The sequence below is a fragment of the Sphingomonas mesophila genome, assembly GCF_003499275.1.
Classification (GTDB): domain Bacteria; phylum Pseudomonadota; class Alphaproteobacteria; order Sphingomonadales; family Sphingomonadaceae; genus Sphingomicrobium; species Sphingomicrobium mesophilum.
In genome coordinates, this window is sequence record NZ_QWDF01000001.1 from 1,988,097 (window position 1) to 2,013,842 (window position 25,746).

General features: G+C 68.3%; 30 protein-coding genes. 17 read left to right on the forward strand and 13 right to left on the reverse strand.

The features are described from left to right. Positions 1–124 precede the first annotated feature (124 nt). Positions 125–853: a hypothetical protein gene (locus tag D0Z60_RS09945; protein ID WP_118858087.1), complete on the reverse strand. Its 729-nt coding sequence runs from the start codon at positions 851–853 to the stop codon at positions 125–127. Between the two features lie 174 nt (positions 854–1,027). Here D0Z60_RS09945 and D0Z60_RS09950 point away from each other — a divergent pair, with 174 nt between their 5' ends. The 4 genes from D0Z60_RS09950 to D0Z60_RS09965 are packed head-to-tail and all read left to right on the forward strand — an operon-like array spanning position 1,028 to position 5,595. Then, complete coding sequence (locus tag D0Z60_RS09950; RefSeq protein WP_118858088.1) at positions 1,028–1,462, forward strand: DUF3576 domain-containing protein; 435 nt, start codon at positions 1,028–1,030, stop codon at positions 1,460–1,462. A 49-nt stretch (positions 1,463–1,511) separates the two neighbouring features. Continuing rightward, entirely contained in the window at positions 1,512–4,088 is a 2,577-nt protein-coding gene (gene leuS / locus D0Z60_RS09955; protein ID WP_118858089.1) for a leucine--tRNA ligase, read from the forward strand. Next, positions 4,085–4,582, forward strand: a complete 498-nt coding sequence (lptE, locus tag D0Z60_RS09960) for an LPS assembly lipoprotein LptE (protein ID WP_118858090.1) — start codon at positions 4,085–4,087, stop codon at positions 4,580–4,582. Before leuS ends, lptE begins: the two co-directional genes overlap by 4 nt. Beyond that, positions 4,579–5,595 carry a DNA polymerase III subunit delta gene (locus D0Z60_RS09965; protein ID WP_118858091.1) on the forward strand — a complete coding sequence of 339 codons (1,017 nt, stop codon included), beginning with the start codon at positions 4,579–4,581 and terminating at the stop codon, positions 5,593–5,595. Before lptE ends, D0Z60_RS09965 begins: the two co-directional genes overlap by 4 nt. A gap of 131 nt (positions 5,596–5,726) precedes the next feature. Here the strand turns inward: D0Z60_RS09965 and D0Z60_RS09970 are convergent, their stop codons facing one another. The 7 genes from D0Z60_RS09970 to rho all read right to left on the reverse strand — a co-directional run bounded on the left by D0Z60_RS09970 (position 5,727) and on the right by rho (position 13,109). Then, complete coding sequence (locus D0Z60_RS09970) at positions 5,727–6,614, reverse strand: ParB/RepB/Spo0J family partition protein (RefSeq protein WP_118858092.1); 888 nt, start codon at positions 6,612–6,614, stop codon at positions 5,727–5,729. Next, positions 6,611–7,396, reverse strand: a complete 786-nt coding sequence (locus D0Z60_RS09975) for a ParA family protein (protein ID WP_118858093.1) — start codon at positions 7,394–7,396, stop codon at positions 6,611–6,613. Before D0Z60_RS09975 ends, D0Z60_RS09970 begins: the two co-directional genes overlap by 4 nt. After that, the gene (rsmG, locus tag D0Z60_RS09980) at positions 7,393–7,989 is read right to left on the reverse strand and encodes a 16S rRNA (guanine(527)-N(7))-methyltransferase RsmG (RefSeq protein ID WP_118858094.1); all 597 of its coding nucleotides are present in this window, start codon (positions 7,987–7,989) and stop codon (positions 7,393–7,395) included. The genes D0Z60_RS09975 and rsmG overlap by 4 nt, the downstream gene beginning before the upstream one ends. Further along, complete coding sequence (gene mnmG, locus D0Z60_RS09985; RefSeq protein WP_118858095.1) at positions 7,986–9,662, reverse strand: tRNA uridine-5-carboxymethylaminomethyl(34) synthesis enzyme MnmG; 1,677 nt, start codon at positions 9,660–9,662, stop codon at positions 7,986–7,988. The genes rsmG and mnmG overlap by 4 nt, the downstream gene beginning before the upstream one ends. Before the next feature lie 59 nt (positions 9,663–9,721). Further along, entirely contained in the window at positions 9,722–11,023 is a 1,302-nt protein-coding gene (mnmE, locus tag D0Z60_RS09990) for a tRNA uridine-5-carboxymethylaminomethyl(34) synthesis GTPase MnmE (RefSeq protein WP_118858096.1), read from the reverse strand. Next, positions 11,020–11,748: a YjbE family putative metal transport protein gene (locus D0Z60_RS09995; protein WP_118858097.1), complete on the reverse strand. Its 729-nt coding sequence runs from the start codon at positions 11,746–11,748 to the stop codon at positions 11,020–11,022. The genes mnmE and D0Z60_RS09995 overlap by 4 nt, the downstream gene beginning before the upstream one ends. Positions 11,749–11,852: 104 nt before the next feature. Next, positions 11,853–13,109, reverse strand: coding sequence for a transcription termination factor Rho (gene rho, locus D0Z60_RS10000; RefSeq protein WP_118858098.1), 1,257 nt, complete (start codon positions 13,107–13,109; stop codon positions 11,853–11,855). Positions 13,110–13,364: 255 nt separating this feature from the next. On the opposite strand from rho, the gene D0Z60_RS10005 reads away from it, so the two are divergent. Next, positions 13,365–13,571 (forward strand): hypothetical protein, encoded by a 207-nt coding sequence (locus D0Z60_RS10005; protein WP_205421054.1) that lies wholly within the window; start codon positions 13,365–13,367, stop codon positions 13,569–13,571. 19 nt (positions 13,572–13,590) lie between these two features. Then, positions 13,591–13,935, forward strand: coding sequence for a DUF2752 domain-containing protein (locus D0Z60_RS10010; RefSeq protein WP_162888194.1), 345 nt, complete (start codon positions 13,591–13,593; stop codon positions 13,933–13,935). Between the two features lie 72 nt (positions 13,936–14,007). Here the strand turns inward: D0Z60_RS10010 and D0Z60_RS10015 are convergent, their stop codons facing one another. Together D0Z60_RS10015 and hemE are read right to left on the reverse strand one after the other, a co-directional pair. Further along, complete coding sequence (locus D0Z60_RS10015; protein ID WP_118858100.1) at positions 14,008–14,460, reverse strand: CopD family protein; 453 nt, start codon at positions 14,458–14,460, stop codon at positions 14,008–14,010. Further along, a complete protein-coding gene (gene hemE / locus D0Z60_RS10020) occupies positions 14,457–15,500 on the reverse strand; it encodes a uroporphyrinogen decarboxylase (protein WP_118858101.1) in 1,044 nt (347 codons plus the stop codon). The genes D0Z60_RS10015 and hemE overlap by 4 nt, the downstream gene beginning before the upstream one ends. A 324-nt stretch (positions 15,501–15,824) precedes the next feature. On the opposite strand from hemE, the gene D0Z60_RS10025 reads away from it, so the two are divergent. The 9 genes from D0Z60_RS10025 to D0Z60_RS10065 all read left to right on the forward strand — a co-directional run bounded on the left by D0Z60_RS10025 (position 15,825) and on the right by D0Z60_RS10065 (position 21,462). Then, a complete protein-coding gene (locus D0Z60_RS10025; protein WP_118858102.1) occupies positions 15,825–16,409 on the forward strand; it encodes a Maf family protein in 585 nt (194 codons plus the stop codon). Beyond that, a complete protein-coding gene (locus tag D0Z60_RS10030) occupies positions 16,406–17,215 on the forward strand; it encodes a shikimate dehydrogenase family protein (RefSeq protein ID WP_118858103.1) in 810 nt (269 codons plus the stop codon). The genes D0Z60_RS10025 and D0Z60_RS10030 overlap by 4 nt, the downstream gene beginning before the upstream one ends. Beyond that, positions 17,212–17,805 (forward strand): dephospho-CoA kinase, encoded by a 594-nt coding sequence (gene coaE, locus D0Z60_RS10035; protein WP_118858104.1) that lies wholly within the window; start codon positions 17,212–17,214, stop codon positions 17,803–17,805. Before D0Z60_RS10030 ends, coaE begins: the two co-directional genes overlap by 4 nt. 8 nt (positions 17,806–17,813) lie before the next feature. Beyond that, positions 17,814–18,515, forward strand: coding sequence for a DNA polymerase III subunit epsilon (gene dnaQ, locus D0Z60_RS10040; protein ID WP_118858105.1), 702 nt, complete (start codon positions 17,814–17,816; stop codon positions 18,513–18,515). Positions 18,516–18,549: 34 nt separating this feature from the next. Next, complete coding sequence (gene hpf / locus D0Z60_RS10045) at positions 18,550–19,113, forward strand: ribosome hibernation-promoting factor, HPF/YfiA family (RefSeq protein ID WP_118858106.1); 564 nt, start codon at positions 18,550–18,552, stop codon at positions 19,111–19,113. A 55-nt stretch (positions 19,114–19,168) separates the two neighbouring features. Further along, positions 19,169–19,633 (forward strand): PTS sugar transporter subunit IIA, encoded by a 465-nt coding sequence (locus D0Z60_RS10050; RefSeq protein WP_118858107.1) that lies wholly within the window; start codon positions 19,169–19,171, stop codon positions 19,631–19,633. Between the two features lie 33 nt (positions 19,634–19,666). Beyond that, positions 19,667–19,984, forward strand: a complete 318-nt coding sequence (locus tag D0Z60_RS10055) for a DUF1491 family protein (RefSeq protein ID WP_275896726.1) — start codon at positions 19,667–19,669, stop codon at positions 19,982–19,984. 176 nt (positions 19,985–20,160) lie between these two features. Then, a complete protein-coding gene (locus tag D0Z60_RS10060; protein WP_118858109.1) occupies positions 20,161–20,838 on the forward strand; it encodes a cell wall hydrolase in 678 nt (225 codons plus the stop codon). 135 nt (positions 20,839–20,973) lie between these two features. Continuing rightward, complete coding sequence (locus D0Z60_RS10065) at positions 20,974–21,462, forward strand: MmcB family DNA repair protein (RefSeq protein WP_118858110.1); 489 nt, start codon at positions 20,974–20,976, stop codon at positions 21,460–21,462. Here the strand turns inward: D0Z60_RS10065 and D0Z60_RS10070 are convergent. Continuing rightward, positions 21,459–22,049 carry an ankyrin repeat domain-containing protein gene (locus D0Z60_RS10070; protein WP_118858111.1) on the reverse strand — a complete coding sequence of 197 codons (591 nt, stop codon included), beginning with the start codon at positions 22,047–22,049 and terminating at the stop codon, positions 21,459–21,461. The two genes, D0Z60_RS10065 and D0Z60_RS10070, sit on opposite strands and share 4 nt — an antisense overlap. Positions 22,050–22,097: 48 nt before the next feature. Here D0Z60_RS10070 and D0Z60_RS10075 point away from each other — a divergent pair, with 48 nt between their 5' ends. Then, the gene (locus D0Z60_RS10075; protein WP_118858112.1) at positions 22,098–22,550 is read left to right on the forward strand and encodes a YcgN family cysteine cluster protein; all 453 of its coding nucleotides are present in this window, start codon (positions 22,098–22,100) and stop codon (positions 22,548–22,550) included. After that, positions 22,507–23,247 carry a M48 family metallopeptidase gene (locus D0Z60_RS10080; RefSeq protein WP_240325612.1) on the forward strand — a complete coding sequence of 247 codons (741 nt, stop codon included), beginning with the start codon at positions 22,507–22,509 and terminating at the stop codon, positions 23,245–23,247. The genes D0Z60_RS10075 and D0Z60_RS10080 overlap by 44 nt, the downstream gene beginning before the upstream one ends. Here D0Z60_RS10080 and D0Z60_RS10085 read toward each other — a convergent pair. After that, a complete protein-coding gene (locus tag D0Z60_RS10085; RefSeq protein ID WP_118858114.1) occupies positions 23,197–25,284 on the reverse strand; it encodes a transglycosylase domain-containing protein in 2,088 nt (695 codons plus the stop codon). The two genes, D0Z60_RS10080 and D0Z60_RS10085, sit on opposite strands and share 51 nt — an antisense overlap. A 42-nt stretch (positions 25,285–25,326) precedes the next feature. After that, complete coding sequence (gene msrB, locus D0Z60_RS10090; RefSeq protein WP_118858115.1) at positions 25,327–25,737, reverse strand: peptide-methionine (R)-S-oxide reductase MsrB; 411 nt, start codon at positions 25,735–25,737, stop codon at positions 25,327–25,329. Between the last annotated feature and the right edge of the window lie 9 nt (positions 25,738–25,746).

A 25,746-nucleotide genomic window follows, 5' to 3' on the forward strand; every position in this document is an offset into this window, starting at 1 on the left:
ATCGCATGACGTCGATCAGGTTCCCCCGGATCAGGTCCGGGGGACCTGTCGGCCGGCATGCGCCAGCTCTACGCGCTGCTCCGGCGACGCTGGCGCGCCGGCGTCGCCGCGCTCGGCGGCTTTGCTAAAACTTAAACGCTGTCCCGACGTAGACCGCTTGGCTGTCGCGGCGGTCGTCGCGCAGGGCGGCGTCGCGGTCGCGGTCGACGCGGTAGCGGACCCCGCCGGTGACGGCGATGTTGCGGGTCAGCGAGTAAGCGCCGCCGACGTCGAGCGCGTAGGTCCGCTCGGTGCCCAGCGCCGGCGAGCGGGTCGCGTCGCTGCGCTCGGCCAGCGCCGAGACCCGGCCGGTGACCTTCTTGCCGAGCGAGTAATTGACCCCGACCACGGCCGATTCCTTGCCGCCGAGCGCGATTGCCGGGCTGGCGGTCTTGGCGATATCGCCGGTGACCGCGAAGCGGCGCCAGCCGACCGCGACGCCGAGATTGTAGCTGGCCTGGGTCAGCGCGGTGACCGCCGGAGTCGAATCGGTCGAGCGAGCGGCGAGCGCTGGCGCCTTAGCGCGGATCGCGACCCGGACCTGCGACGGGCGGCCCTTAGGAGCAGCGGGAGTGAACTTGAAATCGCTCGCCGCCGAACCGCGTGCGGCAAGCGCCGCGGCAAGCCGGGGATCGGTCGACGCGGGGGTGAAGCCGCTGACGCTGTCGAAGCTGATCGACACCGGCGGCGGGCGGCGTTCGGGCTTGGCGATGGCGACCGCCGGCAGGGCGAGCGCGGTCGCGACCAGCGCGGCCCCGGCCCAAGTCCCCAGCGATTTGCCCCTGTGACGCACCCAGACGACTCCTTCGTTCATGGGATATAGCGATTCCCGACCGATGGTTCCAAGGGGCGCGGACGATTCCCCCGCACCCTGTGGCCCCGGCACCACATAAACTGTCCCACAGATGAACAGCGCCTTGCCGCTTGCGGGCGCTGGACGCCCGACTATAACCGGCGCGAAATCGCCCTTACAGTCAGGAAATTGCGCATGACCCGCCTCCCCCATAGCCTGCTCGTGGTGCTCGCACTGGCGCCGGTCGCAAGCGCCTGCTCGACCAACCGCGAGGCGCCGGTGACGCTCGCCCCGGCGCGCATGACCAGCATCGGGGTCAACGCCTATCTGTGGCGCGCGGCGGTCGACACCGTCTCGTTCGCGCCGTTGCTGCAGGCCGACGCCAACAGCGGGGTGATCATCACCGACTGGTACGCCAGCCCGACCAACCCCGGCGAGCGGATCAAGCTCACCGTCTCGATCCTCGACCAGGAACTGCGCGCCGACGCGCTGCGAGTCGCCGCCAGCCGCCAGATCAACCAGGGCGGGACCTGGGTCGACGCGCCGGTCGCCGCGGCCACCGTCCAGAAGCTGGAAGACATCATCCTGACCCGCGCCCGCGACCTGCGCCGCACGACCATCGGCGGCTAGGCTCGCGGCGGTTTCCATTTTGCGCGCGCCCGTGCTTTAGGGCGCGGCGATGAGCGACCGTTTCGATCCCGCCCAAACCGACCCGCGCTGGCAGCAGCGCTGGGCGCAGGCCGACAGCTTCCGCGCCGACAGCAATAGCGCCAAGCCGAAGAGCTACGTGCTCGAGATGTTCCCCTATCCCTCGGGGCGCATCCACATGGGGCATGTGCGCAATTATGCGATGGGCGACGTGCTCGCCCGCTATCGCCGGATGCAGGGCCACGAAGTGCTCCACCCGATGGGCTGGGACGCCTTCGGGATGCCGGCCGAGAATGCCGCGATCGAGCAACAAGTCCACCCGGGCGCGTGGACCCGGCAGAACATTGCGACGATGCGCGGCCAATTGCAGCGGCTCGGCCTGGCGATCGACTGGAGCCGCGAGCTGGCGACCTGCGAGCCCGACTATTACGGCCACGAGCAGGCGCTGTTCCTCGATTTGCTCGAGGCCGGGCTGGTCTATCGCAAGGAAAGCGAGGTCAATTGGGACCCGGTCGACATGACTGTGCTCGCCAATGAGCAGGTGATCGACGGCAAGGGCTGGCGCTCCGGAGCGCCGGTGACGCGCAAGAAATTGAACCAGTGGTTCCTCAAGATCACCGACTTCGCCGAGGAGCTGCTCGCCGGACTCGAGACGCTCGACCAGTGGCCCGACAAGGTGCGGCTGATGCAGGCCAATTGGATCGGGCGCAGCGAGGGGCTGCAATTCTGCTTCCGGCTGGCCGATAGCCCGCCGGGCGGCGGTTGCGACATCGAGGTGTTCACCACCCGCCCCGACACCATTTTCGGCGCCAGCTTCGTCGCCATTTCGCCCGGCCATCCGCTGGCCGAGGCGCTCGCCGCCGAGCGGCCCGAGATCGCCGAATTCATCGCCGAGTGCGCCAAGGGCGGGACCACCGCGGCGGAGATCGAGACTGCCGAGAAGCGCGGGCTGGCGACCGGGCTTGAGGTCGTCCACCCGCTCGATCCGAGTTGGCGCCTGCCGGTGTGGATCGCCAATTTCGTGCTGGTCGACTACGGGACCGGAGCGCTGTTCGGGGTGCCCGCGCACGACGCCCGCGACTTCGAATTCGCGACCAAATACAAGCTCCCGATCCGCCGCGTCGTCGCGGCTAATGCCGAGGCGGCGGGCGAGCCGGTGGTCGAGGCGGAAACCGGCGCGGGGATCGCGGTCAATTCGCAATTCCTCGACGGCATGACCAGCGCCGCGGCGAGCGCCGAGGTGGTGAAGCGCGCCGAGGCGGCGGGCTGGGGCAGCGGCAAGGTCCAGTACCGGCTGCGCGACTGGGGCGTGTCACGCCAGCGCTATTGGGGAACGCCGATCCCGATCATCCATTGCGCGGCGTGCGGGCCGGTGCCGCTGCCGCGCGATCAGCTGCCGCTGGTGCTGCCCGAGGACGTCGCGTTCGACCGGCCGGGCAATCCGCTCGACCGTCACCCGAGCTGGAGCAAGGTCGATTGCCCGAAGTGCGGCGCAGTGGCGCGGCGCGAGACCGACACGCTCGACACCTTCGTCGATTCCTCCTGGTATTTCATCCGCTTCGCCAGCCAGCCGGGCGACTCGCCGTTCGACCGCGCCGAGGCCGAGCAATGGCTCCCGGTCGGCCAATATATCGGCGGGGTCGAGCATGCGATCCTGCACCTGCTCTACGCCCGCTTCTGGACCCGCGCGCTGCAGCGGATCGGCCGGATCGGATTCGCCGAGCCGTTCGCCGGCCTGTTCACCCAAGGCATGGTGACCCACGAGACCTATCAGACTCGCGAGACGGTGAAATTGAAGCCGAACGAAGAAAGCTTTTTTCAGAGTCCGACTGCGATTGAGTTGAACTGGGTTTCACCCGACGACGTCGAGAAAGTCGGCAATAAGGCCATACAACGGACCACGGGTTTCGAGGTGCACGTCGGCCGCGTCGAGAAGATGTCCAAGTCGAAGAAGAATGTCGTCGACCCGGACGCGATCATCGACCGCTATGGCGCCGACGCGGTGCGCTGGTTCATGCTCAGCGATTCGCCGCCCGAGCGCGACCTCGAATGGTCGATCGGCGGGATCGAGGGCGCGGCGCGCTTCGTCCAGCGGGTGTGGCGGCTGGCGCGGCAGCCGGTTGCCGGCTCGGGCGACGACCGCGATCTCGAGCGGCGGCTGCACCGGACCATCGCCGCGGTCGGCGAGGCGATCGACGGGCTTCAGTTCAACAAGGCGGTGGCGAGCATCTACGAGCTGACCAGCGCGATCGAGAAAGCGGCGCCATCGGCGATTCGCGATACGGCGATCCGAACGCTGCTGCTGCTGGTCGCGCCGATGGCCCCGCACCTTGCTGAGGAAGCGTGGGCGGCGCGCGGCGAAAGCGGCCTCATCGCCGACGCCGATTGGCCGGCGCACGAGGCAGCGCTGCTGGTCGACGACGAGGTTACGCTGGCGATCCAGGTCAACGGCAAGCTGCGCGACACGCTCGCCGCGCCGCGCGGGCTCGACCGGGCGGCGGCCGAAGCGCTGGCGCTGGCCTCACCCAAGGTCCAGGCGCAGCTTGGCGGGGCGACCCCGCGCAAGGTGATTGTGGTTCCCGACCGACTGGTCAATATCGTCGCATGATGCGCGCTGCTGTCCTCGCTTTGTCGCTGCTGCTGGCCGGCTGCGGCCTTCGCCCGCTCTACGGCGGCGGGGAGAGCGGCGCAGTTGCGGCGGGGCTCCATTCGGTCGCGGTCGAGCCGATCCCGGGCCGCGCCGGCTGGCTGGTGCGCAAGGAATTGGTGTCGCGGCTGAGCCACGGCGACGTCGCCACCCCGCGCTACCGGCTCGAGGTCGAGCTTGACGACAATATCACCGGCTTCGGAATCCGCGGCGACCGCGCCGCGACCCGCGAGCGGCGGACGCTGCGCGCGCGCTACCGGCTGGTCGACACCGCGACCGGGCTGACCGTGCTCGACGCCACCGCCGGGTCCGACGCGGGGATCGACGTCGTCTCTTCGCAATATGCCACGGTCGCCGCCGAGCAGAGCGCGCTCGAGCGTCTGTCGGGCGTGGTCGCGGACCAGATCGTCGGGCGGCTGGCGATGTTCATGACCAACCGCCCGGCGGCGCGATGATCGTCAAGCCGGCGGCGGTTGGGGCGAAGCTCGACCGGCCCGACCTGGCGATCCGCTTCTATCTGTTCCACGGGCCCGACGAGTCGGGATCGCGGGCGCTCGGCGCGCGGCTGCTGGCGGCGCTCGGGGCGGACAAGTTCGCGCTCGCCGCAAGCGCGGTGAAGGAGGATCCGGCCAGCCTGCCCGACGAGGCGAGCGCGATGGCGCTGTTCGGCGGGCCGCGCGCGATCTGGATCGAGCCGGCCGGCGACGAGATCGCGCCCGGAGTCGCCGCCTTGCTCGATGCCGCGGTGACCGAAAGCGTGGTGGTGGCGATCGCGGGGACGCTGAAGAAGACCGGCGCCTTGCTCAAGCTGGCCGATGCCCATGCCGCGGCGCTGTCGAGCGCGTCCTATGCGCCCGAGGGCGGCAATGCGGTTCGGCTGGTGCTCGAACTGGCGCGGGCCGAGGGGCTGGCGGCCAACCGCGCGGTAGCCGAGCGGGTCGCCGACGAGGCCGGGGGCAATGGGGCGGTGATCGCTTCGGAACTGGCGAAGTTCGCCCTATATCTCGACTCGACTCCGGAGCGGCCGCGGACACTGACCCACGAGGTGGTCGATGCGCTCGGCTGCGGCGGGGAGGGCGACGTGCAAAGGCTCGGCGACCTCGCGCTCGACGGCGACCTGGCGGCGCTGCTCGAGGAGATCGACCGCTCGGGGCTGGCCGCCAAGGACGGCGTCAGCGTGCTGCGCGCGCTGCAGCGGCGGCTGCTGGCGGTGATCCCGCTCCGTGCGCGGATCGCGGAGGGCGAGCGGTCGGCCGCCGTCATGGCGTCAGCCGGGCGAGCGATCTTCTGGAAGGAGAAGGAGCTGGTGGAGCGGATGCTGCGGACCTGGCCGCCGGAGCGGCTGGCGCGGCTGGTCGAGCGGACTGCCGAGATCGAGCGGGCGCTGATGCTGAGCGATGCGCCGGAGGTGGCATCGATCGGCGAGCATCTGGTGACGGTGGCGCGGGTGGCGCAGCGGGCGCGCTAAGGACGCAAGGCAGCGGCGCGGAGTAAATCCGCGCCGTCGATCCACACGGTCGAGGACCGGTGGTCGGCCGGCATCCGCTCTCTTCGCGTAAGACGCCGATTGCTGCGCAATCCGCGCCTTGCGCTCGGGCGCTAGATGCTTTCCCCGCTCAGCCGCTGGCAGATCATGTCGAGCTGGTCGAGCGAGGAGTAGGCGAGGGTCACGCTGCCGCCCTTGCCGCTGTGCTTCACCTGGACCTTGAGGCCGAGCATGTCGCCGAGCTGGCGCTCGAGCGCGGCGAGATCGGCGTCGGCGGAGCCCCGGCCCGCGCGCTCGGCGGCGCGGCTGCTGTCGCGGCCGGCGCCGGGCTTGACCTGCTTGGCCAATGCCTCGGCCTGGCGCACGCTGAGCCCGCCGGCGACCACCTGCTCGGCGACGGCGGCCGGATCCTCGGCGCCGAGCACGGCGCGCGCATGGCCCATACTGAGATCGCCTCGCAATAGCATTTGGCGCACACTGTCGGGAAGATTCAGCAATCTCAAGAGGTTAGCGACGTGGCTGCGCGACTTGCCGACCAATTTGGCGACTGCATCCTGGCCGTGGCCGTGGCGCTCGATCAGCGCCTGATAGCCTTCAGCCTCCTCGATCGCGTTCAAGTCCTGGCGCTGCACGTTCTCGATCAACGCCAGCTCGGCGCGGGTCGAATCGCCGTCCTCGCGCACCAATGCGGGGATGGAATGAAGCTGCGCCCGCTGTGCCGCCCGCCAGCGGCGCTCCCCGGCGATGATCTCGAATTCGTCGCCGACGGCGCGGACGAGGATCGGCTGGAGGATGCCGTGCGCCGCCACCGACTCGGCGAGCTCGGCCAGGCTGGCCTCGTCGAACGCCTTGCGCGGCTGGTCCGGATTGGGGCGCACGCTGGCGGTGGCGACCATGCGCACGCCGTCGCGGCGCTGTTCGGTCGCGGCGCGATCATTTGGCTCGCCGAGCAGGGCGCTGAGCCCGCGCCCGAGCCCGTGCTTGCGGGGATTGTCGCTCATGCCGCCTCCATTTCACTGAGGCGTGCCAGCCGCCCCATGACTTCGCGCGCCAGCCGCACATAGGCCTCCGAGCCGGGACAGCGCAGATCGTAGATCAGCGCCGGCAAGCCGTGGCTCGGCGCTTCGGACAGGCGCACGTTGCGCGGGACGATGGTTTCGAACACCACGCCGCCAAGGCAGGCGCGAACGTCCTCCGCGACCTGCTGCGACAGGTTGTTGCGGCGGTCGAACATGGTCAGCACGACGCCGAGGATCTCAAGGCCCGGATTCATGCCCTGGCGCACGCGCTCGACCGTTCCGAGCAATTGCGACAGTCCCTCGAGCGCGAAGAATTCGGATTGCAGCGGGATAAGCAGCTGCTGGGCCGCGGCGAGGGCGTTGAGGGTCAGCAGGCCGAGCGAAGGCGGGCAATCGACCAGGCAGACATCCCACCGGCCCGCGGCGGCGGCAAGGGCGTCGCCGAGCCGTCCCGTCCGGTTGGGCAGGTCGACCAGCTCGATCTCGGCGCCCGACAGGTCGACCGTCGCCGGCACCAGGTCGAGCCGCGGCACCCGGGTCGCGACCGCCGCTTCGGCGAGCGAGGCGGCGCCGATCAGCACGTCGTAGCTGGAGCGCTCGCGCTGGTCGCGCCCGACACCGACTCCGGTCGAGGCGTTGCCCTGGGGATCGAGATCGACCAGCAGCACGCGCCGGCCGATCGCGGCGAGCGCGGTGGCGAGGTTGATCGCCGTCGTGGTCTTGCCGACCCCGCCCTTCTGGTTGGCGACCGCGATGCAGATCATGCTCGTCCCCTCCGGCGGACGCCCTCGGCGACGATGATCGCCGCGTCGGGCGCGGTGCGGCTGGCAACCAGCCGGAACTCACCCTGCCACGTGCGTTGGACTTGCTCCAGTTCGGATTGCGCGCCGCGCCCTTTCATCAACAGAAACTTGGTATCTTCGTGGGCCAGATGCAGCGACATGGCGAGCAACGCGCCGGCGTCGGCAACTGCGCGGGCGGTGATGACGTCAAACCGGCCGGTGGCATTCTGCGCCTTGCCGCAGAAAACCTCCGCGTTGTCCAGACTTAGCTCAGAAATGACGCTCATGAGGAAGTCGGCGCGCTTGCGACGGGGCTCGATGAGCAGGATCGGGTCCTTGTTCACGATGGCGAGCACGATACCTGGCAGGCCGGCGCCCGACCCGATATCGGCCCAACGCGAGCCGGCGGCGGCGAGGGGGGCAAGTTGGGCGCTGTCCGCAATGTGGCGTGACCAAACATCCTCTATCGTCGACGAAGCAATGAGGTTCTGCGAGCGCGATTCCTCGAGGAGAAGGTCTACGTAGCGCTCAAGTTGATCGCATGTTTCACGTGAAACACCGTCGATAACGTTCATGCGGCGAGGCGGCTGAGGCCAACGTGCAGAGCGGCTAAGGCAGCTGGCGTGATGCCGGCGATCCGCGAGGCCTGGTCGATCGTTTCGGGCCGCGCAGACGCCAATCGCTCGATGGATTCGTTCGACAAACCAGGAATCTGAGCAAAGTCGAACGAGGGTGGAATGACCGTCTTCCGGTCGCGGTCGATCGCCAGCCACTCGCGCCGTTGCCGCTCGAGGTAGGGGGCGTAGAGGGCGTCGGCGCGGCCTTCCTCGGTTTCAGCGAAGGCCGACGTACCGCGATAAGCAAGGTGCTCTACGATGGTCGTTCGGCGATCGGCCGACACGCAGTTCGCAGCGAGCGCGTTCGCCCCGAGCCGCGTGGTGGCATTGTCGGCGCGTAGGGCGAGGCGGTATTCGGCGCGCGCGGTCATCATGCGATAGGGCTCGCTCACGCCCTGCAGCGTTAGGTCGTCGATCATCACACCGATATAGGAGGTGCGCCGGTCGAACCGCACCGGCTGGAGATCGCAGGCGAAGGCGGCAGCGTTGAGCCCCGCGGCGAGGCCCTGCGCCGCGGCCTCCTCATATCCGGTTGTCCCATTGATCTGTCCGCACAAGTAGAGGCCGGCGAGATCGCGATGCGCTAACGTGGAGTCCAAGCGGCGCGAGTCCGCATACTCATATTCGACCGCATATCCTGGACGGACGATCCGGGCGCGTTCGAGACCGGAGATGGTGCGAACGAAGCGCTCCTGGACATCGGCCGGAAGCGAGGTGCTGATGCCGTTGGGATAGACCAGTTCGGACGCCAGTCCCTCGGGCTCGAGGAAAATCTGGTGGCCGTCGCGGTCGCCGAAGCGGCGCACCTTGTCCTCGATCGAGGGGCAATAACGCGGCCCGCGACCCCCGATCATCCCGGCGAACAGCGGCGAGCGATCGCCCGCAGCGCGGATGATGTCGTGGGTCTTCTCGCTGGTGCGCGTGATAGCGCAGGCGAGCTGGGGCAGCGCGCGGTCGGCGGGCATTGCCGACATGGTCCACAACTCGCGGTCGCTCGGCTGCCGCGTCGTGCGCGACCAGTCGATGGCGCGACCGTCGAGCCGCGGCGGAGTTCCGGTCTTGAGGCGACCCTGGGCCAACCCCAGCTCGCGCATTTGCGCCGCCAGTCGCACCGACGCCCGATCGCCCGAGCGGCCGCCGGCGACTTGGTCGAGCCCGCAAAACAGTCGTGCATCGAGGAAGGTGCCGGTGGCGATCACGAGTGCGCGGCAGTCGAGCCGCCGGTCATCGGCCATCACGCCCGTAACCGCGCCGGACTCAGTCAGGATCTCGGTCGCCTCGCCTTCAAGGACGACCACACCGGAGCGGTCGACCAGGCTATCGATCGCTTGCTTGTATAGTGTCCGATCAGCCTGGACGCGTGGGCCGTGGACGGCGCTGCCTTTGCTGCGGTTGAGCATGCGGCGGTGGATTGCGGCGGCGTCCGCTGCGCGGGCCATCAGTCCGTCGAACACGTCCAGCTCGCGCACAAGATGGCCCTTGCCGACCCCACCAATCGACGGGTTGCAGCTCATTTGCCCGAGATCGCGCCGCGCAAAGGTCACCAGGGCGACGCGCGCGCCACGGCGGGCGGCTGCGCTAGCCGCTTCACACCCGGCATGCCCTCCACCGATGACAATTACGTCAAACATCCCTGCCGCTTAGCGCAATCGCCTGCGGCACGCAAAATCGCGATGTTTCACGTGAAACATCACTTTCCGAGGCAAAACCGCCCGAACAGCGCCTCTAAAACGGACTCGACATCAGCCGCTCCAATGACCCGGTCGAGGCCGCGTCGGGCCGCTGCTAGATTGTGCGCCAGGACCGCGATGTCGGTCGCCATCGCCGCAGCAGAAAGACCGGCCGCTGCATCGTCGAGGCAGGTTGCCTGCCGTTCATTTAAGGCCGGCGTCGAAAGATCGGGCAACAGGCTCCGCGCTTCTGCAGCGATGCAGCTCCAGAGCTCGGCCAAGCCCGTTCCGTCCCTTGCCGAGACCGCCAACGTTTTCGGGGGTGCGTGACGCCGCCCGGGCAGATCGCAGCGCGGGTGGAGCAGAATCACGCGCCCACTCGGCGCGTCGGACGGCGGACCGAGCCACAGGATCACGTCGGCCCGCGCCAGTTCCTGCTGGGCGCGGGCGATGCCGATTTGCTCGACCCGGTCGCCGCTGTTGCGCAGGCCGGCGGTGTCGACCAGCACCAGCGGCAATCCGTCGAGCGCCAGCGGGACTTCGATGACGTCACGCGTCGTCCCTGCGACGTCCGTAACGATGGCTCGGTCGTCTCCAGACAAAGCATTGATAAGACTGGACTTTCCGGCATTGGGTGGCCCAGCGGCAACGATTCGGATGCCGTCCTTGAGCCGCTCGGCGCGCGGCTGCGCCAGCCACGCTTGAATCTCCGCCCCCACAGTGCCCGCCGATTCCCGCAACTCGGCCTCGTCAACCGCGGTCTCGTCCTCGTCGCCGACATAGTCAATCGCCGCCTCGGCCCGCGCCGACAAAGCGACGACCGCCTCGCGCCACGACTCGACCTGGCGGCGGACCGCGCCGCCCGCGACCCCCAGCGCCGCCTTGCGCTGCGCCTCGGTCTCGGCTTCGAGCAGGTCGGCCAGTCCCTCGGCCTCGGTCAGGTCGATCCGGCCGTTGGCGAGGGCGCGGCGGGTGAACTCGCCCGGCTCGGCCGGCCGCAGCCCGTCACAGCGCCCCAGCGCCGCCAGAACCGCCGCAACCACCGCCCGCCCGCCGTGGCAGTGCAGCTCGACGACATCCTCGCCAGTGGCGCTCGCAGGGGCCGCGAAATGGACCACCAGCGCGCGGTCGAGTTCGTCGCCGCTCTCCGGATCGGCCAGCCGGCGCAATTCGGCCCGGCGCGACTCGGGCAGCGGCCCGGCCAGCGCCGTCGCCGCGGCCACCGCATGTGGCCCGCTGACACGGATGATGGCGACCGCCGCCGGCGGCCGGCCGCTCGAGAGTGCGAAGATCGTGTCGCCCGACGCGGGCGGCGGGCTCATGCGAACAGGGTGCCGAGGCCCACCTGCGGATCGACCCAGCCGTCGTAGATCATCTTGATCGCGACATAGACGATCACCGCCAGCCCGATGTAGGCGATCCAGCGGTAGCGCTCGATATATTTGGCGATGATGTTGGCGGCAATGCCCATCAGCGCGACCGCGAACACCAGTCCGACGATGAGGATGCCGGGATGGTCGCGCGCCGCGCCGGCCACCGCGAGGACGTTGTCGAGGCTCATGCTGACGTCGGCCACGGCCACCGCCCAGGCCGCGGCGGCGAAGCTCTTGGCGGGCTTGATTCCGCTATGCTCGTCGCCCTGGATCTCGGGCGATCCGCCGCTCACTTCGCCGGTGTGGCGAAGGTCGCGCCACATCTTCCACGATACCCACAAAAGCAGCAGGCCGCCGATCAGGATCAGGCCGATGATCTGCAGCAGCTGGGTCACCAGCAGCGCGAAGATCACGCGCAGCACCAGCGCGGCGACGACGCCGATGAAGATGACCTTCTTGCGCTGGTCGGCGGGGAGGCCCGCGGCGAGCGCGCCAACGACGATGGCGTTGTCGCCGGCCAGCACGAGGTCGATCATCAGCACCTGCATGAAGGCCGCGAAGGCGGCCGGCTCGGTGATGTTCGAGAAGTCCTTGACGATCGACGCCCACATGTCGGCGGGACCGCCAAAGCCGGCGGGGGCCGCATGGGCGGCGGCAAGCAGGAATTCGATCATCGCGTCTCTACACTTTCGCTCGCATTCGGTTCCGGGCGCCAGAGCGGCGGGTCCCGGCGCGTCCGACCGAGCACGCATGAAGCGTGCCCGGTCTCGGGCTCAGCTTACTGATTCATACTCGCGAAGAAGTCCTCGTTGGACTTGGCGTCCTTCATCTTGTCGAGCAGGAACTGCATCGCATCGATGGTGCCCATCTGCATCAGGATCCGGCGCAGCACCCACATCTTGGAGAGAGTCGCCTGGTCGACCAGCAGCTCCTCCTTGCGGGTGCCGGACTTGCCGACGTCGAGCGACGGGAAGATGCGCTTGTCCGAAACCTTGCGGTCGAGCACGATTTCGCTGTTGCCGGTGCCCTTGAACTCCTCGAAGATCACCTCGTCCATCTTCGATCCGGTATCGATCAGCGCGGTGGCGATGATCGACAGACTGCCGCCTTCCTCGATGTTGCGCGCAGCGCCGAAGAAGCGCTTGGGCCGCTGCAGCGCGTTGGCGTCGACGCCGCCGGTCAGCACCTTGCCCGAGCTCGGCACGACGGTGTTGTAGGCGCGGCCGAGACGGGTGATCGAATCGAGCAGGATCACCACGTCCTTCTTGTGCTCGACCAGCCTTTTGGCCTTCTCGATCACCATCTCGGCGACCTGGACGTGGCGCTGTGCGGGCTCGTCGAAGGTCGAGGAGATGACCTCGCCGTTGACCGAGCGCTGCATGTCGGTGACTTCTTCGGGACGCTCGTCGATCAAGAGGACGATCAGGAACACCTCGGGATTGTTGTCGGTGATCGCCCGCGCGATGTTCTGCAGCAGCACCGTCTTGCCGGTGCGTGGCGGGGCGACGATCAGCGCACGCTGGCCCTTGCCGAGCGGCGCGACGATGTCGATCACCCGCGCGCTCTTGTCCTTGATGGTCGGATCGAGCGTGTCGAGGCGAAGCTTCGAATCCGGGTAGAGCGGCGTCAAATTGTCGAAATTGACCCGGTGGCGGACCGCGTCGGGCTCGTCGTAGTTGATCTGGCTGACCTTGGTCAGCGCGAAATAGCGCTCGCCGTCCTTGGGCGCGCGAATCTCGCCCTCGACCGTATCGCCGGTGCGTAGCCCGAATTTGCGGACATGGTTGGGCGCGACATAGATGTCGTCGGGGCCGGCGAGATAATTGGCCTCGGGGCTGCGCAGGAAGCCGAAGCCGTCGTTGAGCACTTCGATCGTGCCCATGCCCATGATCTCGGCGCCGCTTTCCGCGCGCTCTTTCAGGATCGAAAACATGAGGTCCTGCTTGCGCAGGGTCGAAGCGCCCTCGACTCCGAGCTCCTCGGCCATGGCGACGAGGTCCGCGGGGCTTTTCTGCTTGAGGTCCTTGAGATGCATTTGGAGATGACTTTTTGAAGGGCTGGGAACGACCGGCGCGGCAGGACGCAGCGCATTAGGGAGGAGGTCGCCCCGGCAAAGGAAGGAACGGGCCGGCGCGGCCGTTGCCGCGGCCCTAGGTGAAGGGCGCCCGCTTAGTCAATATGGGGAGGGTCGCTCATAAAACCACAACTCCCGGCCTGATGTTTGACGATCGGACGATCCTAAGGTTACGGTGACGGTCTCAAAGTCAAAACTGACAAAAGGGGGGCGGAAATGGATGGAACCGATGACGGGAGCATGGTCGGCTATCAACTGATTGGCGTTGTTGTCGCCGCGATTATCGCGGTGTTGATTGCAAAAGATGCCAACTCAAGAGGTATGAGCGGGATCGGCTGGGGCATTTTCACGTTCTTGCTCTGCATTGTTGCTGTTCCGATCTATTTGGTCGTGAGGAAGCCAGTCATCGATGGACCGGCCTAAGCCGCCTCTTCCTGCCCGGTTGCTGACCTTGCCAATGCTCTGGGTGCTCGCTCACGCCGAGCATAATCCGATTGTTCAAATGGAAGCTCGGCTTGGGCTTTCGCCTGCACCCTTAGAGCGTTTCTTCGGAATACGGGGGCCATTTAGCGGAATGACCGAAGCAGCGTATCAGCTTGCCCACTTCAATGTCGGTGCATCCTTGGTAGCCAATGTGCTGACAATCCCATTTTTGCTAGTCATTGCAATCGCGGTCTGGCGGTGGGAACGACCCGTACTTCGCTCCAAAGGGGATGAGTTGCTGTTCCTTGGAGGAACGATCGCGGCGACCGTTTTAAACAATGTCGTTCCGGCCGCTCTAGCCTGAGGCGAACGAGAATTCCGACCTTTCATCTGGCGTCCGCCAAAGTTCGAACGGTCGGCAATGGCTGTGCAGCCCTTAAAACGGCCGAACGATAACCAAAACGACAATGAGAGCGGCGGCCATTCCCGGAACCTCGTTCATGATGCGCAGCGTGCGGTTCTCGAGCGGTCGGACGCCGTTCGCCAGCTTTCGGCCGTAGCTCGAGATCCAGCCCTGATAGCCGGTCAGCGCGACGACCAGCGCCAGCTTGGCCATGAACCAGCCTTCGCGGAACGCGTCGAGATGGACCGCCAGCGCGAGGCCGAGCAGCCAGGTGATGACCATCGCCGGGAGCAGGATGATGTTGCGCGAGCGGCTCTCGCGCTCGATCCACTGGCGGTCTTCGGCCGAGCCGGGTGCGGCGGCGTGGTGATAGACGTAAAAGCGCGGCACCAGGAACAGGCCAGCCATCCAGAAGATGACGAAGGTGACGTGCGCCGCCTTGACCCACAGATAGGCCGCTCCGAGGAAGCCCGCCATCTCGCTCATGCCCGCGCCCCTTGGCCTTTGACGAATTCGACCAGCTGCTCGACATGGGCGACCGGAGTCTCCTTGCCGATGCCGTGGCCGAGGTTGAAGATGTGCGGGCGGCCGGCGAGGGCGTCAAGGATGCGCTGCGCGGCGTCGGTCAGCGCGGTCCCGCCGGCAAGGATGGCGAGCGGATCGAGATTGCCCTGGACCGGCAGGCCGGCGGGCAGCTCGCGGTCGGCCCAGGCCGGATTGACCGTCTCGTCGAGCCCGATCGCATCGACTCCGGTCTCGCGCGCATAAGCACCGAGCTTGCCGCCGGCGCCCTTGGGGAAGCCGATGATCGGCACGCCCGGATGGCGCTCCTTCAACTGCGCCACGATCCCCGCGGTCGGCGCGATCACCAGCCGCTCGAACTGATCGGGCGACAGGCTTCCGGACCAGCTGTCGAACAATTGCACCGCCTCGACGCCCGCTTCGATCTGACCCGACAGATAGTCGACCGTCACTGCGGCAATCCGCTCAATGATCGCCGCCATCTTGGCTGGGTCGCGATAGGCCAACGTGCGGGCCTCGGCCTGCTCGCGGCTGCCCTGGCCGGCGATCATATAGGTCGCGACCGTCCACGGGCTTCCGGCAAAGCCGAGAAAGGTGGTCTCGGGACTTAGCTCGGCCTTCACCCGCCGCACCGTCTCGTAGATCGGCGTGAGCCGCTCCAGCGCCGGCGTGAGGTCGTCCAGCGCCGCTTCGGCCAGCCGCGGCGCCAGGCGCGGCCCCTCGCCGGCCTCGAACCACAATTTCTGGCCGATCGCGTAGGGCACGATCAGAATGTCGGAAAACAGGATCGCGCCGTCGAACGCAAATCGGCGCAGCGGCTGGAGCGTGACCTCGGCCGCCGCGGCGGGGTCGTAGACCAGTTCGAGGAACCCGCCCTTGTCGGCCCGAAGCGCGCGATATTCGGGCAGATAGCGGCCGGCCTGGCGCATCAGCCACATCGGCGGCGGGTCGCGGCGCTCACCGCGCAGCACGGAAAGGAGGGGCTTGTCGGGCATGTCGCTCATTGGCGGAGGACCGGCCGGACCCCCTTCTTCTTCTTTCTTATGACTCTAAGAATCTAAGGATAGAGATTGATATTGGCCGCTTGGTAGCGGGGCTTAGGCCGCTGTCCCGGCTTTGCCAACAGCCGCGGCCCGCGCGGAATCGCGCAATTCCGGCGAGTCGCCCGGCGCGATTCCCGTTTTCCCCGATTCCCCGCCGTGGGCGCCGGCCTGTGGGCGGAATCGTGGCCGGGCGCCGCGGGGCGAGCGCAAATCGCGGCGCGGCTTTGCCTCCCAGCCTGACCCGGCTACGACTCACCGACTTATCCACAAGGTTGTTCTTCGCTCATGGCGCTCATCCTCGCTTCCGGCAGTGCCATTCGCCACGCGCTCCTCGCCGCCGCCGGGGTCGATCACCGGGTCGCGCCGTCGGCGGTCGACGAGACTCCGATCAAGCTGGCGCATGGCGGCGACGATCCGGCGCTGGCGACTGCGCTGGCCGCGGCCAAGGCACAGGATGTCAGCGCCCGCCTCTCGCAGGATTGGGTCATCGGCGGCGATTCGCTGGTTTCGGTGGACGGCCGCCGATTCGGCAAGCCGCGCGACCGCGACGAGGCGGCCGAGCATCTGCGCGCCTTTTCCGGCCGGGCGATGACCCTCACCAGCGCGGTCGTGCTGGCGAACGGCGGCACGGTCCGCTGGACCCATTGCGACCAGGCGCGGCTTCACGTTCGAACCTTGAGCGAAACATTCATCCACAATTATCTGGAAGCCGAGTGGCCGGCCGTCGGCGCGTGCGTCGGCGTGTTCCGGATGGAGGGCCTCGGCGCGCAATTGTTCGACCGCGTCGAAGGCAGCCATTTCACCATCCTCGGCCTGCCGTTGCTGCCGTTGCTCGGCACGCTGCGCGAGCACGGATTGCTTGAGGCATGAGCGCCGCGCCCTGGGCCGAAGTGATCGGCGATCCGATCGCGCACAGCCGCTCGCCGCAGATCCACCGCTTCTGGCTCGCCGCGCTCGGCCTCCCCGGTGACTATCGCGCCACCCAGGTCACCCGCGCCGAACTCCCCGACTTCATCGCCGGCCGCCGCGCCGAGCCCGGCTGGCGGGGTTGCAACGTCACCATGCCGCTCAAGCTCGACGCCCTGCTGCTGGCCGACTCCGCCTCCGACCGCGCGACCACCGCCGGCGCCGCCAATCTGCTGTTCCTGCGCGACGGCCAGCTGAGCGCCGCCAACACCGATGTCGGCGCCATCGCCCGCCTGCTCGAGCCGCGCCTGCCGGCGACCGATGCCATCACCCTGCTTGGCACCGGCGGCGCCGCGCGCGCGGTGCTGGTCGCGCTGCAATTGCTCGATTTCCACCAGCTGCGGATCCAGTCGCGCGACCTCGCCGAGGCGCGCAAACTGGCGGTGGAGTTCGACACCGCGCTCGGTCCCGCGCAATTCGATTCGCCGATCGTCACCGCCGGCCTGATCAACGCCACCCCGCTTGGCATGACCGGCCACCCGCCGTTCGCGCTCGACCTTGGCGGCCTGCCCGCCGGCGGCTGGGTGATGGACCTCGTCACCGATCCCGATCCGACCGCGCTGCTGACCGACGCCCGCGCCCGCGGCCTCGCCACCATCGACGGCCTCGCGGTGCTGGTCGAGCAGGCGGCCAACGCGTTCGAACTGCTGTTCGGCGCCGAGCCCCCGCGCGACAAGGACTCCGAGCTCATGCTAGCGCTTCGTCCATGAGAAAAATCGCGCTGACCGGCTCGATCGGCATGGGCAAGTCGACCGTCGCCGCGATGTGCGCCGAGGCCGGCATTCCCGTGTTCGACGCTGACGCGGAGGTGCGCACCATGCAGGGCCCGGGCGGCGAGCTGGTCGGAGAGATTGACGCGCTGTTCCCCGGCACCGCGCGCGACGGTGCGATCGACCGCGAGCTGCTGGCCGCGCGCGTACTCCACGACCGCGACGCGCTCGCCGCGCTGGAGCTGCTCGTCCACCCCCGGGTCCGCGACCGGCGCGAGCGGTTCATCGCTGCCAATGCCGCCGCGCCGGCCCTGCTGTTCGACATCCCCTTGCTGTTCGAGACCGGCGGCGAGGGCGACTTCGACACCGTGATCGTCGTCTCGGCGCCGCCCGACGTCCAGCGCCAGCGAGTCCTCGCCCGCCCCGGCATGACCCCCGCCAAATACGACCGAATCCTCGAGCGCCAGCTGCCCGACGCCGACAAGCGCGCGCGCGCCGATTTCGTCATCGATACCGGCGGTTCGCTCGATGAGACCCGCGCCCAGGTGGATCATATCCTCGCTTGCCTCGGACTCCGCGCGGCGCGATAACGCCGCTCATGCGCGAGATCATTTTCGATACCGAGACCACCGGCCTCAGCCCGGCGGGCGGCGACCGCATGGTCGAGATCGGCTGCGTCGAGCTGTTCAACCGGGTCGAGACCGGCCGCACCTTCCATGCCTATTTCAACCCCGGCCGGCCGATGCCGAGCGAGGCCGAGGCGGTGCACGGCCTCAGCGACGTCTTCCTCAGCGACAAGCCGCAGTTCGGCGAGCGCGCCGACGAGCTCATCGACTTCATCGCCGATTCGCCGCTGATCGCGCACAATGCGACGTTCGATTTCGGCTTTTTGAATCACGAGCTCGGCCTGTGCCTGCGCGATCCGGTGTGTCTCAGCCGGATGATCTGCACGCTGGCGATGGCGCGCACCCGCCATCCCGGCGCCAAGCACAGCCTCGACGCCTTGTGCACCCGCTTCGGGGTCGATCGCAGCCAGCGCGTCAAGCACGGCGCCTTGCTCGACGCGCAATTGCTCGCCCAGGTCTATGTCGAGCTGACCGGCGGCCGTCAGATCGGGCTCGGCCTGGTCGCCGAGGCTGGCCCGGCGCTTGATCGGCCGCTGGTTCCGGCCGCCGCCGCTCAGCGTCCGGTGCGTGCCCCGCGCCCGCATTCGGCCAGCCCGGCGGAAGACGAACGCCATCGCGGTTTCATCGCCGCCATGGCCAGTCCCTTGTGGGATCGCTACCTCGCCCCGATCTAGCAGCGAGTTAAGCGCACGAAAGGAACAGCATCAGGTGAACGTTCGAGTCGCCGGCCATCAGGTCGAAACGGGAAGCGCACTGCAATCACACGTCACCACGCGGATCACCGCCTTGGCCGACAAATATTTCGGCCGGGAGATCGGCGCCACCGTCACCTTCGGGCGCGGGCCGCACGACGATTTCACCTGCGACATCGTCGCCCCGGTGACCGGCGGGGTGGTGCTCAAGTCGGCCAATCGGGCGGGCGACGCGCACATCGCGTTCGACGGCGCCGCGGACAAGATCGAGCGCCAGCTCAGCCGCTACATGGACCGGCTGCGCGAACATAAGCACAATGGCGCCGACACCTATGTCGAGAACGCCGAATATCGCGTGTTCGAGGCGCCGGCCGAGGTCGCCCCGCCGCCGCAGCATCCGCCGATCGTCGCCGAGACCCGGGTCGACATCCCGACCGCCACGGTCGGCGACGCGGTGATGATGCTCGACCTTCGCAACACCAACGCACTGATGTTCCGCAACGCCGCCAGCGATGCCTTCAACATGGTCTATCGACGAGACGACGGGACCATCGGCTGGGTCGAGCCGCGCGGCGAATGACAGCCTGCCCCGGCAGGAATATTGCGCCACTGTAACACTTACGAAAGTGCGTGCCATGCGCCTGTGCGAGTTCCTCGATTTCGATTCGGTCCGTCCGGCGATGGCGGCCGGCAACAAGCGGCAATTGCTCCAGACCCTGGGCCAGATCGCCGGCCAGCGGCTGGGCTTCGATCCCGCCGCGATCGTCGATTCGCTGGCCGAGCGCGAACGCCTCGGCTCGACCGGCTTCGGCGGCGGGGTGGCGATTCCGCATGGCAAGGTCGCGGGCCTCAAGAACGTCTATGCGATGATGGTGCGTCTCGCCGAGCCGCTCGATTATGCCGCGATCGACGGCGCTCCGGTCGACCTCGTCTTCCTGCTCCTCTCTCCGCCCGATTCCGGCGCGCAGCATCTCAAGGCGCTGGCCGCGGTAAGTCGCGCGGTGCGCAGCGAGGACATCGTCGAGAAATTGCGCGGCGCGCGCAGCCGCGATGCGCTGATCGCGGTGCTGATGGCGCTCGAGGAACGCGATGCGGCCTGAGCCGCCGCGCGCGGCCCTGACCTGACCGATCGCCTGCCCGCAGCGCTTGAAGTCTCGGCGCTGCTGCGCCGGGCCGAGGCGTCGGGCGGGTTCGCCGTGGTGCTTCGTCGCGGCGACCCCGATCGAGGCGCGCTGATCGTCCAGGTCGCTGATCGCGGCGTTGCCATCGCTTTGCTCCAGCGGCGCCTGGCGGATGATTTCACCTACCGCTGGCAGCGATTCGAGGTGCCGGAACGCGGCACGGCGGCCTTTCTCGCCGACCAGTCGAGGATCGATCCGGATTTGTGGGCAATCGAACTGGATATCCCGGATGCGGAACGATTCGTCGCTGAAATGACCGCTTCGCCTTGATTTGTTCACTTCCGGCGGGGGAAAGGGGCGGTGAAACGAGAGCGGGGGGCATCGGTCGCGGCAATTCGGTCCGGCCATGCCACGCAGACGGGGAGTTGAACCGGCGTTGTGTGTGATGCGTGCGTGATGCGCGCCGCAACGTCCGGCATTCGCTCACCGCCCAATGACCAGAGTGAATGAACCTGTCTTTTCGAACCACCTTGACCCTGTTTGCCGCGCTCAGCGCGTCGCAGGTCGCGCCGGCCCAGGTCACCCATGAGGCCGAGCCGCTGATCGCCCAGGGCTCCAACGTCATCCCGGCCGTCGTCGTGCTCCAGCCGATCGCACCGGCCACTGAGACCACTCCCACTTTCACCGACCCGCTCGCCCCCGCGGCCGAGCCGGAAGTTGCGCCCGAGCCGACGCCGGAAGACGAGGACGACGCGCCGACCGTGTCGCGCGCGGCCTCGCTCGAGAGCAAGGTCGCGGCGCTGCGCGGCACCGATCCGGGCAGCCGCGAGCTCGAATGCCTCGCGGTCGGGATCTATTTCGAAGCCAAGAGCGAATCGCTCGCCGGCCAGCTTGCCGTCGGCCACGTCATCGCCGATCGCGCCGCCAGCGGCCGTTTCGCCAGTTCCTATTGCGGCGTGCTGTTCCAGCGCGGCCAGTTCAGCTTTATCCGCGGTAAGAGCTGGCCGGCCGTCGCCCGCTCGGGCCGCCAGTGGCAGAATGCCGTCGCCATCGCCCGAATCGTCGACCAGGACATGCACGAATCGCCGGTCGCCAAGGCGCTGTTCTTCCACGCCAAGCGAGTGTCGCCCGGCTGGCGCCTCAAGCGCGTCGGCAGCGTCGGCAACCACGTCTTCTACCGCTAGATGCGCCGCTTCCCCTCGGGGAAGCCGTCCGCGCAGCTGATTGATGGGGTGAGCTAACCCCTCCGCCACACCGCGCCACCTCCCACAAAGGGGGAGGGGCTACAAATCGTTCCCCTTTTATTCTATTGCTCGGCGATGGCCGCCGCACCGCCGCTCGACAATTGCTTTGCCGATTCGCCGCCGATTGCGGCCGAGGTCGCGCGCGGGGTGACCCGCCTGTTCTGCCGCCGCGACTGGTTTGCGATGTGCGAGGTACCGCTGCCCAACGGCCGCCGCGCCGATCTGATGGCGATCGACCCGAAGGGCCATCTCACCATCGTCGAGATCAAGGTCAGCAAGGCGGACCTGGTCGGCGACATGAAGTGGCGCGACTATCTCGGCTATTGCGACCGCTTTTATTGGGCCGTGCCGCAGGCGCTGTGCGCGATCCTCGACGGCGACCATTTCCTGCCGGCCGATTCGGGGCTGCTGGTGGCCGACCGCTACGACGCCGCGATCCTGCGCGAACCGGCGCTTCGCCCGCTCGCCCCGGCGCGGCGCAAGGCCGAGACATTGAACTTCGCCCGCCGCGCGGCACGGCGGCTGTCGGCGCAGATCGATCCGACGCTTGGCTTCGGCAGCTAGAACTTCAGCTTGGCTGCGCCGGTCGGCTTGACCGTCTCGATCAGCCTGAGCAGTTCGGGGAAGCGGCTTTCGCGCTTGGCGTAGTCGCGCGCGGTATAGCCGACCGCATCGGTCCGCGCCGGGTCGGCGCCCTTTTCCAGGAGCAGTCGAACCATCGCCGGCTGGCGCTGCTGCACCGCCGCGATGAGCGGCGTCGCGCCCAGCCGGTTGGCCTTGTTGAGGTTCGCGCCCTTGTCGAGCAGCCGCTCGACCCCGTCGCTGAAGCCGGCCCGGGCGGCGATGATCAGCGGCGTGTCGCCATCGCGGCCGCCAAGGTTGGGGTCGGCGCCCTTTTGCAGCAGGAAACCGATCCAGTTGAAGCTCCGCAAGCGGGTCACGACGTGGAGCGCGGCATCGCCGTCGCCGCCGCGATAATTGACCGCGCTCGGGCCGGCATTGTCGAGCAACTCGGTCGCCTTGGCGCCGTCGCCTTCGCGCACGGCTTTCAAAAGTTGCGGCCCGGCATAGCCGAAGCCGACCTGGGCCGCAGCCGGAACCGCCAGGCCTAGCGCGATCCCCAGCGCCGCCGCACTCCATCTCGCCGTCATCGCACTTTCCCGCCTCGTCGCGCCGTCACCGGCCTGTTATGGACGGGCATGGCTACACGCCCGCTGAACGAACGAAAACCCTTTTGGGAGAGGCCGTTGGCCGAGCTCGACCGCGGCGAGTGGGAAGCGCTGTGCGACGGCTGCGGGCGCTGCTGCGTGCACAAGCTCGAGGATGAGGAAACCGGCGAGCTCTATCCGACCAATGTCGCGTGCAAGCTGCTTGACCGGCGCAACGGCCAGTGCAGCGACTATGCGCGGCGCAAGGCGCTGGTCGACGATTGCGTCGTGCTCCGCCGCGACCGGCTCGACGAGCTCGAATGGCTGCCGTCGACCTGCGCCTACCGCTTGCGCTCGGCTGGCGAGCCGCTGCCCGACTGGCATTACCTCGTCTCCGGCAGCCGCGAGACGGTTCATCAGGCCGGCCAGTCGACGCGCGGCTGGACGGTCAGCGAAGTCGATGCCGGCGAGCTCGAATGGCATGTGGTCGATCGCCCGCTCTAGCCCGGCCGAAGTGCAGGACGCCGACTGGCCGTGGCCGCTGGTGGTCGCGGTGGACCGCCGCGCGCGCCGGCTCAAGCTGCGTCTCGACACCCGCCGCCGCCGCCTCGTCCTCACTTGCCCGCCGCGCACCAGCCGCCGCGCCGCGCTCAAATGGGCCGCCGACCAGCGCGACTGGGCGAGCGGCGAGATCGCCCGCATTCCTGCCGGTGAACCGTTCGCGCCAGGTGCCGTGATCCCCTTTTGCGGCGGCGAGCTGACCCTCGCCTGGGACCCCGCCGCGCCGCGCAATGCTATCCTATTCAACGGCACGCTGACCTGCGGCGGCCCTCGGGAAAACTTCGAATCAAGAATCCATCGCAGTGTCCGGTCCATCGCCTTGAAGCTGCTGTCTGACGACACTGCCGAGTTCGCCGAGCGGGCCGGGGTCACCGTCACCGCGGTCACCGTCGGCGACGCCGACACGCGCTGGGGCAGCTGCTCGGCGTCCGGCGCGATCCGTTACAATTGGCGGCTGGTCCTCGCGCCGCCTCAGGTTCGCCGCTGGGTCGTCGCGCACGAGGTGGCGCACCGCCGGCACATGAACCATGGCCCGGCATTCAAGGCGCTCGAGGCGCAATTGTTTGAAGGCGACGTGGCGGCGGCGCGCTCAGAGCTGCGCCGGATCGCTCCGCGGCTGAAGGGGATCGGCCGGCTCTGAGCGCGGCTGCGGCTGCTGCTGCTGCGGTGGCGGCGGGCTGTTGAAAATGCGGTCGAGCTCGGTCTGGTCCGGACCGCGCGCCGGGTCGCCGGACGGCGGCAGCGAGCCGGGCGCGAGGGGGTCGGCCGGCTGCGGCCCGATCGGCATGCCGTTCTCGTCGACCAGCGGACCGCCGACCAGATTGGCGTCATAGGGCTGGTCCCACATCTGCTCGTCGGGCTCGAGCTGCCAATCGGGCATCGGCACTTCGGTCTCGAACTTCTCGACCGGCCGCCGCGCCACCGCGACCCGCATGAAGTCGTGAAACGCCCGCGCCGGCGCCGTCCCGCCCTGAAGCCCGCCGACCGGCCGAGCGTCGTCGCGGCCCATCCACACGCCGGTCGTCAGCCCGCTCGAAAAGCCGATGAACCAGCCGTCCTTGTTGCTGCTGGTGGTGCCGGTCTTGCCCGCCACCGGTCGTCCGATCTGGGCTGCTCGCCCGGTGCCACTGAGCACTGCCGACTGGAGCAGGTCGGTCATCCCGGCCGCGACCCACGGCGCGACCAGCACCCGCTCGTCCGACCGTTCGTGGCTATAGAGCAGGCGGCCGTTCGCGGTGACCACCCGGCGGATGGCGTAGGGCATCACGCTGACCCCGCGGTTGGCGACCGAGGCGAAGGCGCGGGTCATGTCGATCAGCCGCACCTCGCTCGAGCCGAGCACCATCGAGGGATAGGTCGAGATGTTCGAACCGATCCCGAAGCGCCGCGCCATGTCGGCGATGGTGCCAAAGCCGAACTGCTCGCCGATCTTGGCGCTGATCGTGTTGATCGAGCGCGAAAAGGCCTCGCGCAGGCTGACCGGGCCGAGGTTGCTGCGGGTCGAATTGCGCGGCCGCCAGCCGTCGATCGTCACCGGCTCGTCGACCACCGTGTCGGTCGGCTTCATGCCGTTCTCGAGTGCGGTCAGATAGACGAACAGCTTGAACGCCGAGCCAGGCTGGCGCTCGGCCTGGGTGGCGCGGTTGTATATCGAGCTGACATAATCGCGGCCGCCGATCATCGCCCGCACCGCGCCGTCGCGGTCGATCGCTACCAGCGCGCCCTGGGCGCCGCGCGGGGCGTTGGCATTGACCGCGCGATTAGCGGCCGACTGCATGCCGGGGTCGAGCGTCGTCCACACATCGATCGGCTCGCTGGTCTCGTCGATCAGCGTGTCGAGCTGCGGCAGCGCCCAGTCGGTGAAATAGCGCACGCTGTTCTGCTTGGGCGCGGGCTGCAGGCGGATCGTCGCGGGGTCGATCCCGGCCACCGCTGAGGACGCGACGAAGCCGTTGTCGACCATCAGCTTGAGCACGACATTGGCGCGGGCGCGGGCGGCCTCGACATCGGCGGTCGGCGAATAGTTTGACGGCGCCTTGACCAGCCCGGCGATGATCGCCGCCTCGCCCAGGCTGAGCGTCTCTGCACCGTGGCCGAAGAACGTTCGGCTGGCAGCGTCGATGCCGTAGGCGCCGCCGCCGAAATAAACTCGGTTAAGGTAGAGCTCGAGGATTTGGTCCTTGCTGAACTTGCGCTCCAGCGCCAGCGCGAGGATCGCCTCCTTGACCTTGCGTCCAAACGAGCGGTCGTTGGTGAGGAAGATGTTGCGCGCCAGCTGCTGGGTGATCGTCGACACGCCGCGCACCTTGTCGTCGCGCTGCAGGCTGACCTTGATTCCGCGCGCGATGCCGATCGGATCGACCCCGGGGTGGAGCCGGAAGCGGCGATCCTCGACCGCGATCATTGCCGTCCGCATAGTCCGCGGGATCTGCTCGTAGGGCAGCCAGCGGCCGAAAGTCGGACCCATCGACACCAGCAGGCTGCCGTCGGCCGCGCGGACCCGGATCATCTGGCCAAGGTCGTCGCGTTGCGCCAGCTCGTCGTAGTCGGGCAGGGAGGCGATCGCCACGCCGACCGCGACGATCAGCGCAACGAGGCCGAGCAACGCCGCGGCCAGCGCATATTTGAGGATCTGCTTCAGCCGTCCGCCGGATGCTGTGGGGGCTGACCTGGCCATGCGCCGTCAAGCGTTAGATTGGTCGCCGGGGCGCGGCAAGCGTCAGCCGCGATCCGCGCCGTCGTCGGGTGTAAAGTCGAGCGCGGCCGAGTTGATGCAATAGCGCAGGCCCCCCGGTCCCGGACCGTCCGGGAACACGTGGCCGAGATGCCCGCCGCAGCGCGCGCAGCGGACTTCGGTACGGACCATGCCGTGGCTGGTGTCGGTGATTTCGGCTACCGCCTCGCCCTTCGCTGGAGCGGTGAAGCTCGGCCAGCCCGACCCGCTGTCGAACTTGCTATCGCTGGCGAACAGTTCCTCGCCGCAACCGGCGCACAGATAGGCGCCGGGCGCCTTGTTGCCGTTGAGCGCGCCGCTCCAAGGCGGCTCGGTCCCGCCCTCGCGCAGGATTCGATACTGCTCGTCGGTCAAGCGCTTGCGCCATTCGGCATCGCTGGTCGGGGTGTCGCTCATGCTGGTCTC

What these genes read in the sequence shown, in the direction of transcription:
- hemE (WP_118858101.1), bottom strand. Translation starts at nt 15,500, where the DNA reads ATGAGCGACATGCCCGACAAGCCCCTCCTTTCCGTGCTGCGCGGTGAG.
- D0Z60_RS09945 (WP_118858087.1), bottom strand. Translation starts at nt 853, where the DNA reads ATGAACGAAGGAGTCGTCTGGGTGCGTCACAGGGGCAAATCGCTGGGG.
- D0Z60_RS10050 (WP_118858107.1), top strand. Translation starts at nt 19,169, where the DNA reads ATGCGCCTGTGCGAGTTCCTCGATTTCGATTCGGTCCGTCCGGCGATG.
- D0Z60_RS10005 (WP_205421054.1), top strand. Translation starts at nt 13,365, where the DNA reads ATGGATGGAACCGATGACGGGAGCATGGTCGGCTATCAACTGATTGGC.
- msrB (WP_118858115.1), bottom strand. Translation starts at nt 25,737, where the DNA reads ATGAGCGACACCCCGACCAGCGATGCCGAATGGCGCAAGCGCTTGACC.
- D0Z60_RS10065 (WP_118858110.1), top strand. Translation starts at nt 20,974, where the DNA reads ATGGCCGCCGCACCGCCGCTCGACAATTGCTTTGCCGATTCGCCGCCG.
- rsmG (WP_118858094.1), bottom strand. Translation starts at nt 7,989, where the DNA reads ATGAACGTTATCGACGGTGTTTCACGTGAAACATGCGATCAACTTGAG.
- rho (WP_118858098.1), bottom strand. Translation starts at nt 13,109, where the DNA reads ATGCATCTCAAGGACCTCAAGCAGAAAAGCCCCGCGGACCTCGTCGCC.
- D0Z60_RS09995 (WP_118858097.1), bottom strand. Translation starts at nt 11,748, where the DNA reads ATGATCGAATTCCTGCTTGCCGCCGCCCATGCGGCCCCCGCCGGCTTT.
- D0Z60_RS10080 (WP_240325612.1), top strand. Translation starts at nt 22,507, where the DNA reads ATGCCGGCGAGCTCGAATGGCATGTGGTCGATCGCCCGCTCTAGCCCG.
- D0Z60_RS10070 (WP_118858111.1), bottom strand. Translation starts at nt 22,049, where the DNA reads ATGACGGCGAGATGGAGTGCGGCGGCGCTGGGGATCGCGCTAGGCCTG.
- mnmG (WP_118858095.1), bottom strand. Translation starts at nt 9,662, where the DNA reads ATGTTTGACGTAATTGTCATCGGTGGAGGGCATGCCGGGTGTGAAGCG.
- lptE (WP_118858090.1), top strand. Translation starts at nt 4,085, where the DNA reads ATGATGCGCGCTGCTGTCCTCGCTTTGTCGCTGCTGCTGGCCGGCTGC.
- D0Z60_RS09970 (WP_118858092.1), bottom strand. Translation starts at nt 6,614, where the DNA reads ATGAGCGACAATCCCCGCAAGCACGGGCTCGGGCGCGGGCTCAGCGCC.
- dnaQ (WP_118858105.1), top strand. Translation starts at nt 17,814, where the DNA reads ATGCGCGAGATCATTTTCGATACCGAGACCACCGGCCTCAGCCCGGCG.
- D0Z60_RS10025 (WP_118858102.1), top strand. Translation starts at nt 15,825, where the DNA reads ATGGCGCTCATCCTCGCTTCCGGCAGTGCCATTCGCCACGCGCTCCTC.
- D0Z60_RS09975 (WP_118858093.1), bottom strand. Translation starts at nt 7,396, where the DNA reads ATGATCTGCATCGCGGTCGCCAACCAGAAGGGCGGGGTCGGCAAGACC.
- D0Z60_RS10075 (WP_118858112.1), top strand. Translation starts at nt 22,098, where the DNA reads ATGGCTACACGCCCGCTGAACGAACGAAAACCCTTTTGGGAGAGGCCG.
- D0Z60_RS10015 (WP_118858100.1), bottom strand. Translation starts at nt 14,460, where the DNA reads ATGAGCGAGATGGCGGGCTTCCTCGGAGCGGCCTATCTGTGGGTCAAG.
- D0Z60_RS09965 (WP_118858091.1), top strand. Translation starts at nt 4,579, where the DNA reads ATGATCGTCAAGCCGGCGGCGGTTGGGGCGAAGCTCGACCGGCCCGAC.
- D0Z60_RS10060 (WP_118858109.1), top strand. Translation starts at nt 20,161, where the DNA reads ATGAACCTGTCTTTTCGAACCACCTTGACCCTGTTTGCCGCGCTCAGC.
- leuS (WP_118858089.1), top strand. Translation starts at nt 1,512, where the DNA reads ATGAGCGACCGTTTCGATCCCGCCCAAACCGACCCGCGCTGGCAGCAG.
- mnmE (WP_118858096.1), bottom strand. Translation starts at nt 11,023, where the DNA reads ATGAGCCCGCCGCCCGCGTCGGGCGACACGATCTTCGCACTCTCGAGC.
- D0Z60_RS09950 (WP_118858088.1), top strand. Translation starts at nt 1,028, where the DNA reads ATGACCCGCCTCCCCCATAGCCTGCTCGTGGTGCTCGCACTGGCGCCG.
- D0Z60_RS10085 (WP_118858114.1), bottom strand. Translation starts at nt 25,284, where the DNA reads ATGGCCAGGTCAGCCCCCACAGCATCCGGCGGACGGCTGAAGCAGATC.
- coaE (WP_118858104.1), top strand. Translation starts at nt 17,212, where the DNA reads ATGAGAAAAATCGCGCTGACCGGCTCGATCGGCATGGGCAAGTCGACC.
- D0Z60_RS10030 (WP_118858103.1), top strand. Translation starts at nt 16,406, where the DNA reads ATGAGCGCCGCGCCCTGGGCCGAAGTGATCGGCGATCCGATCGCGCAC.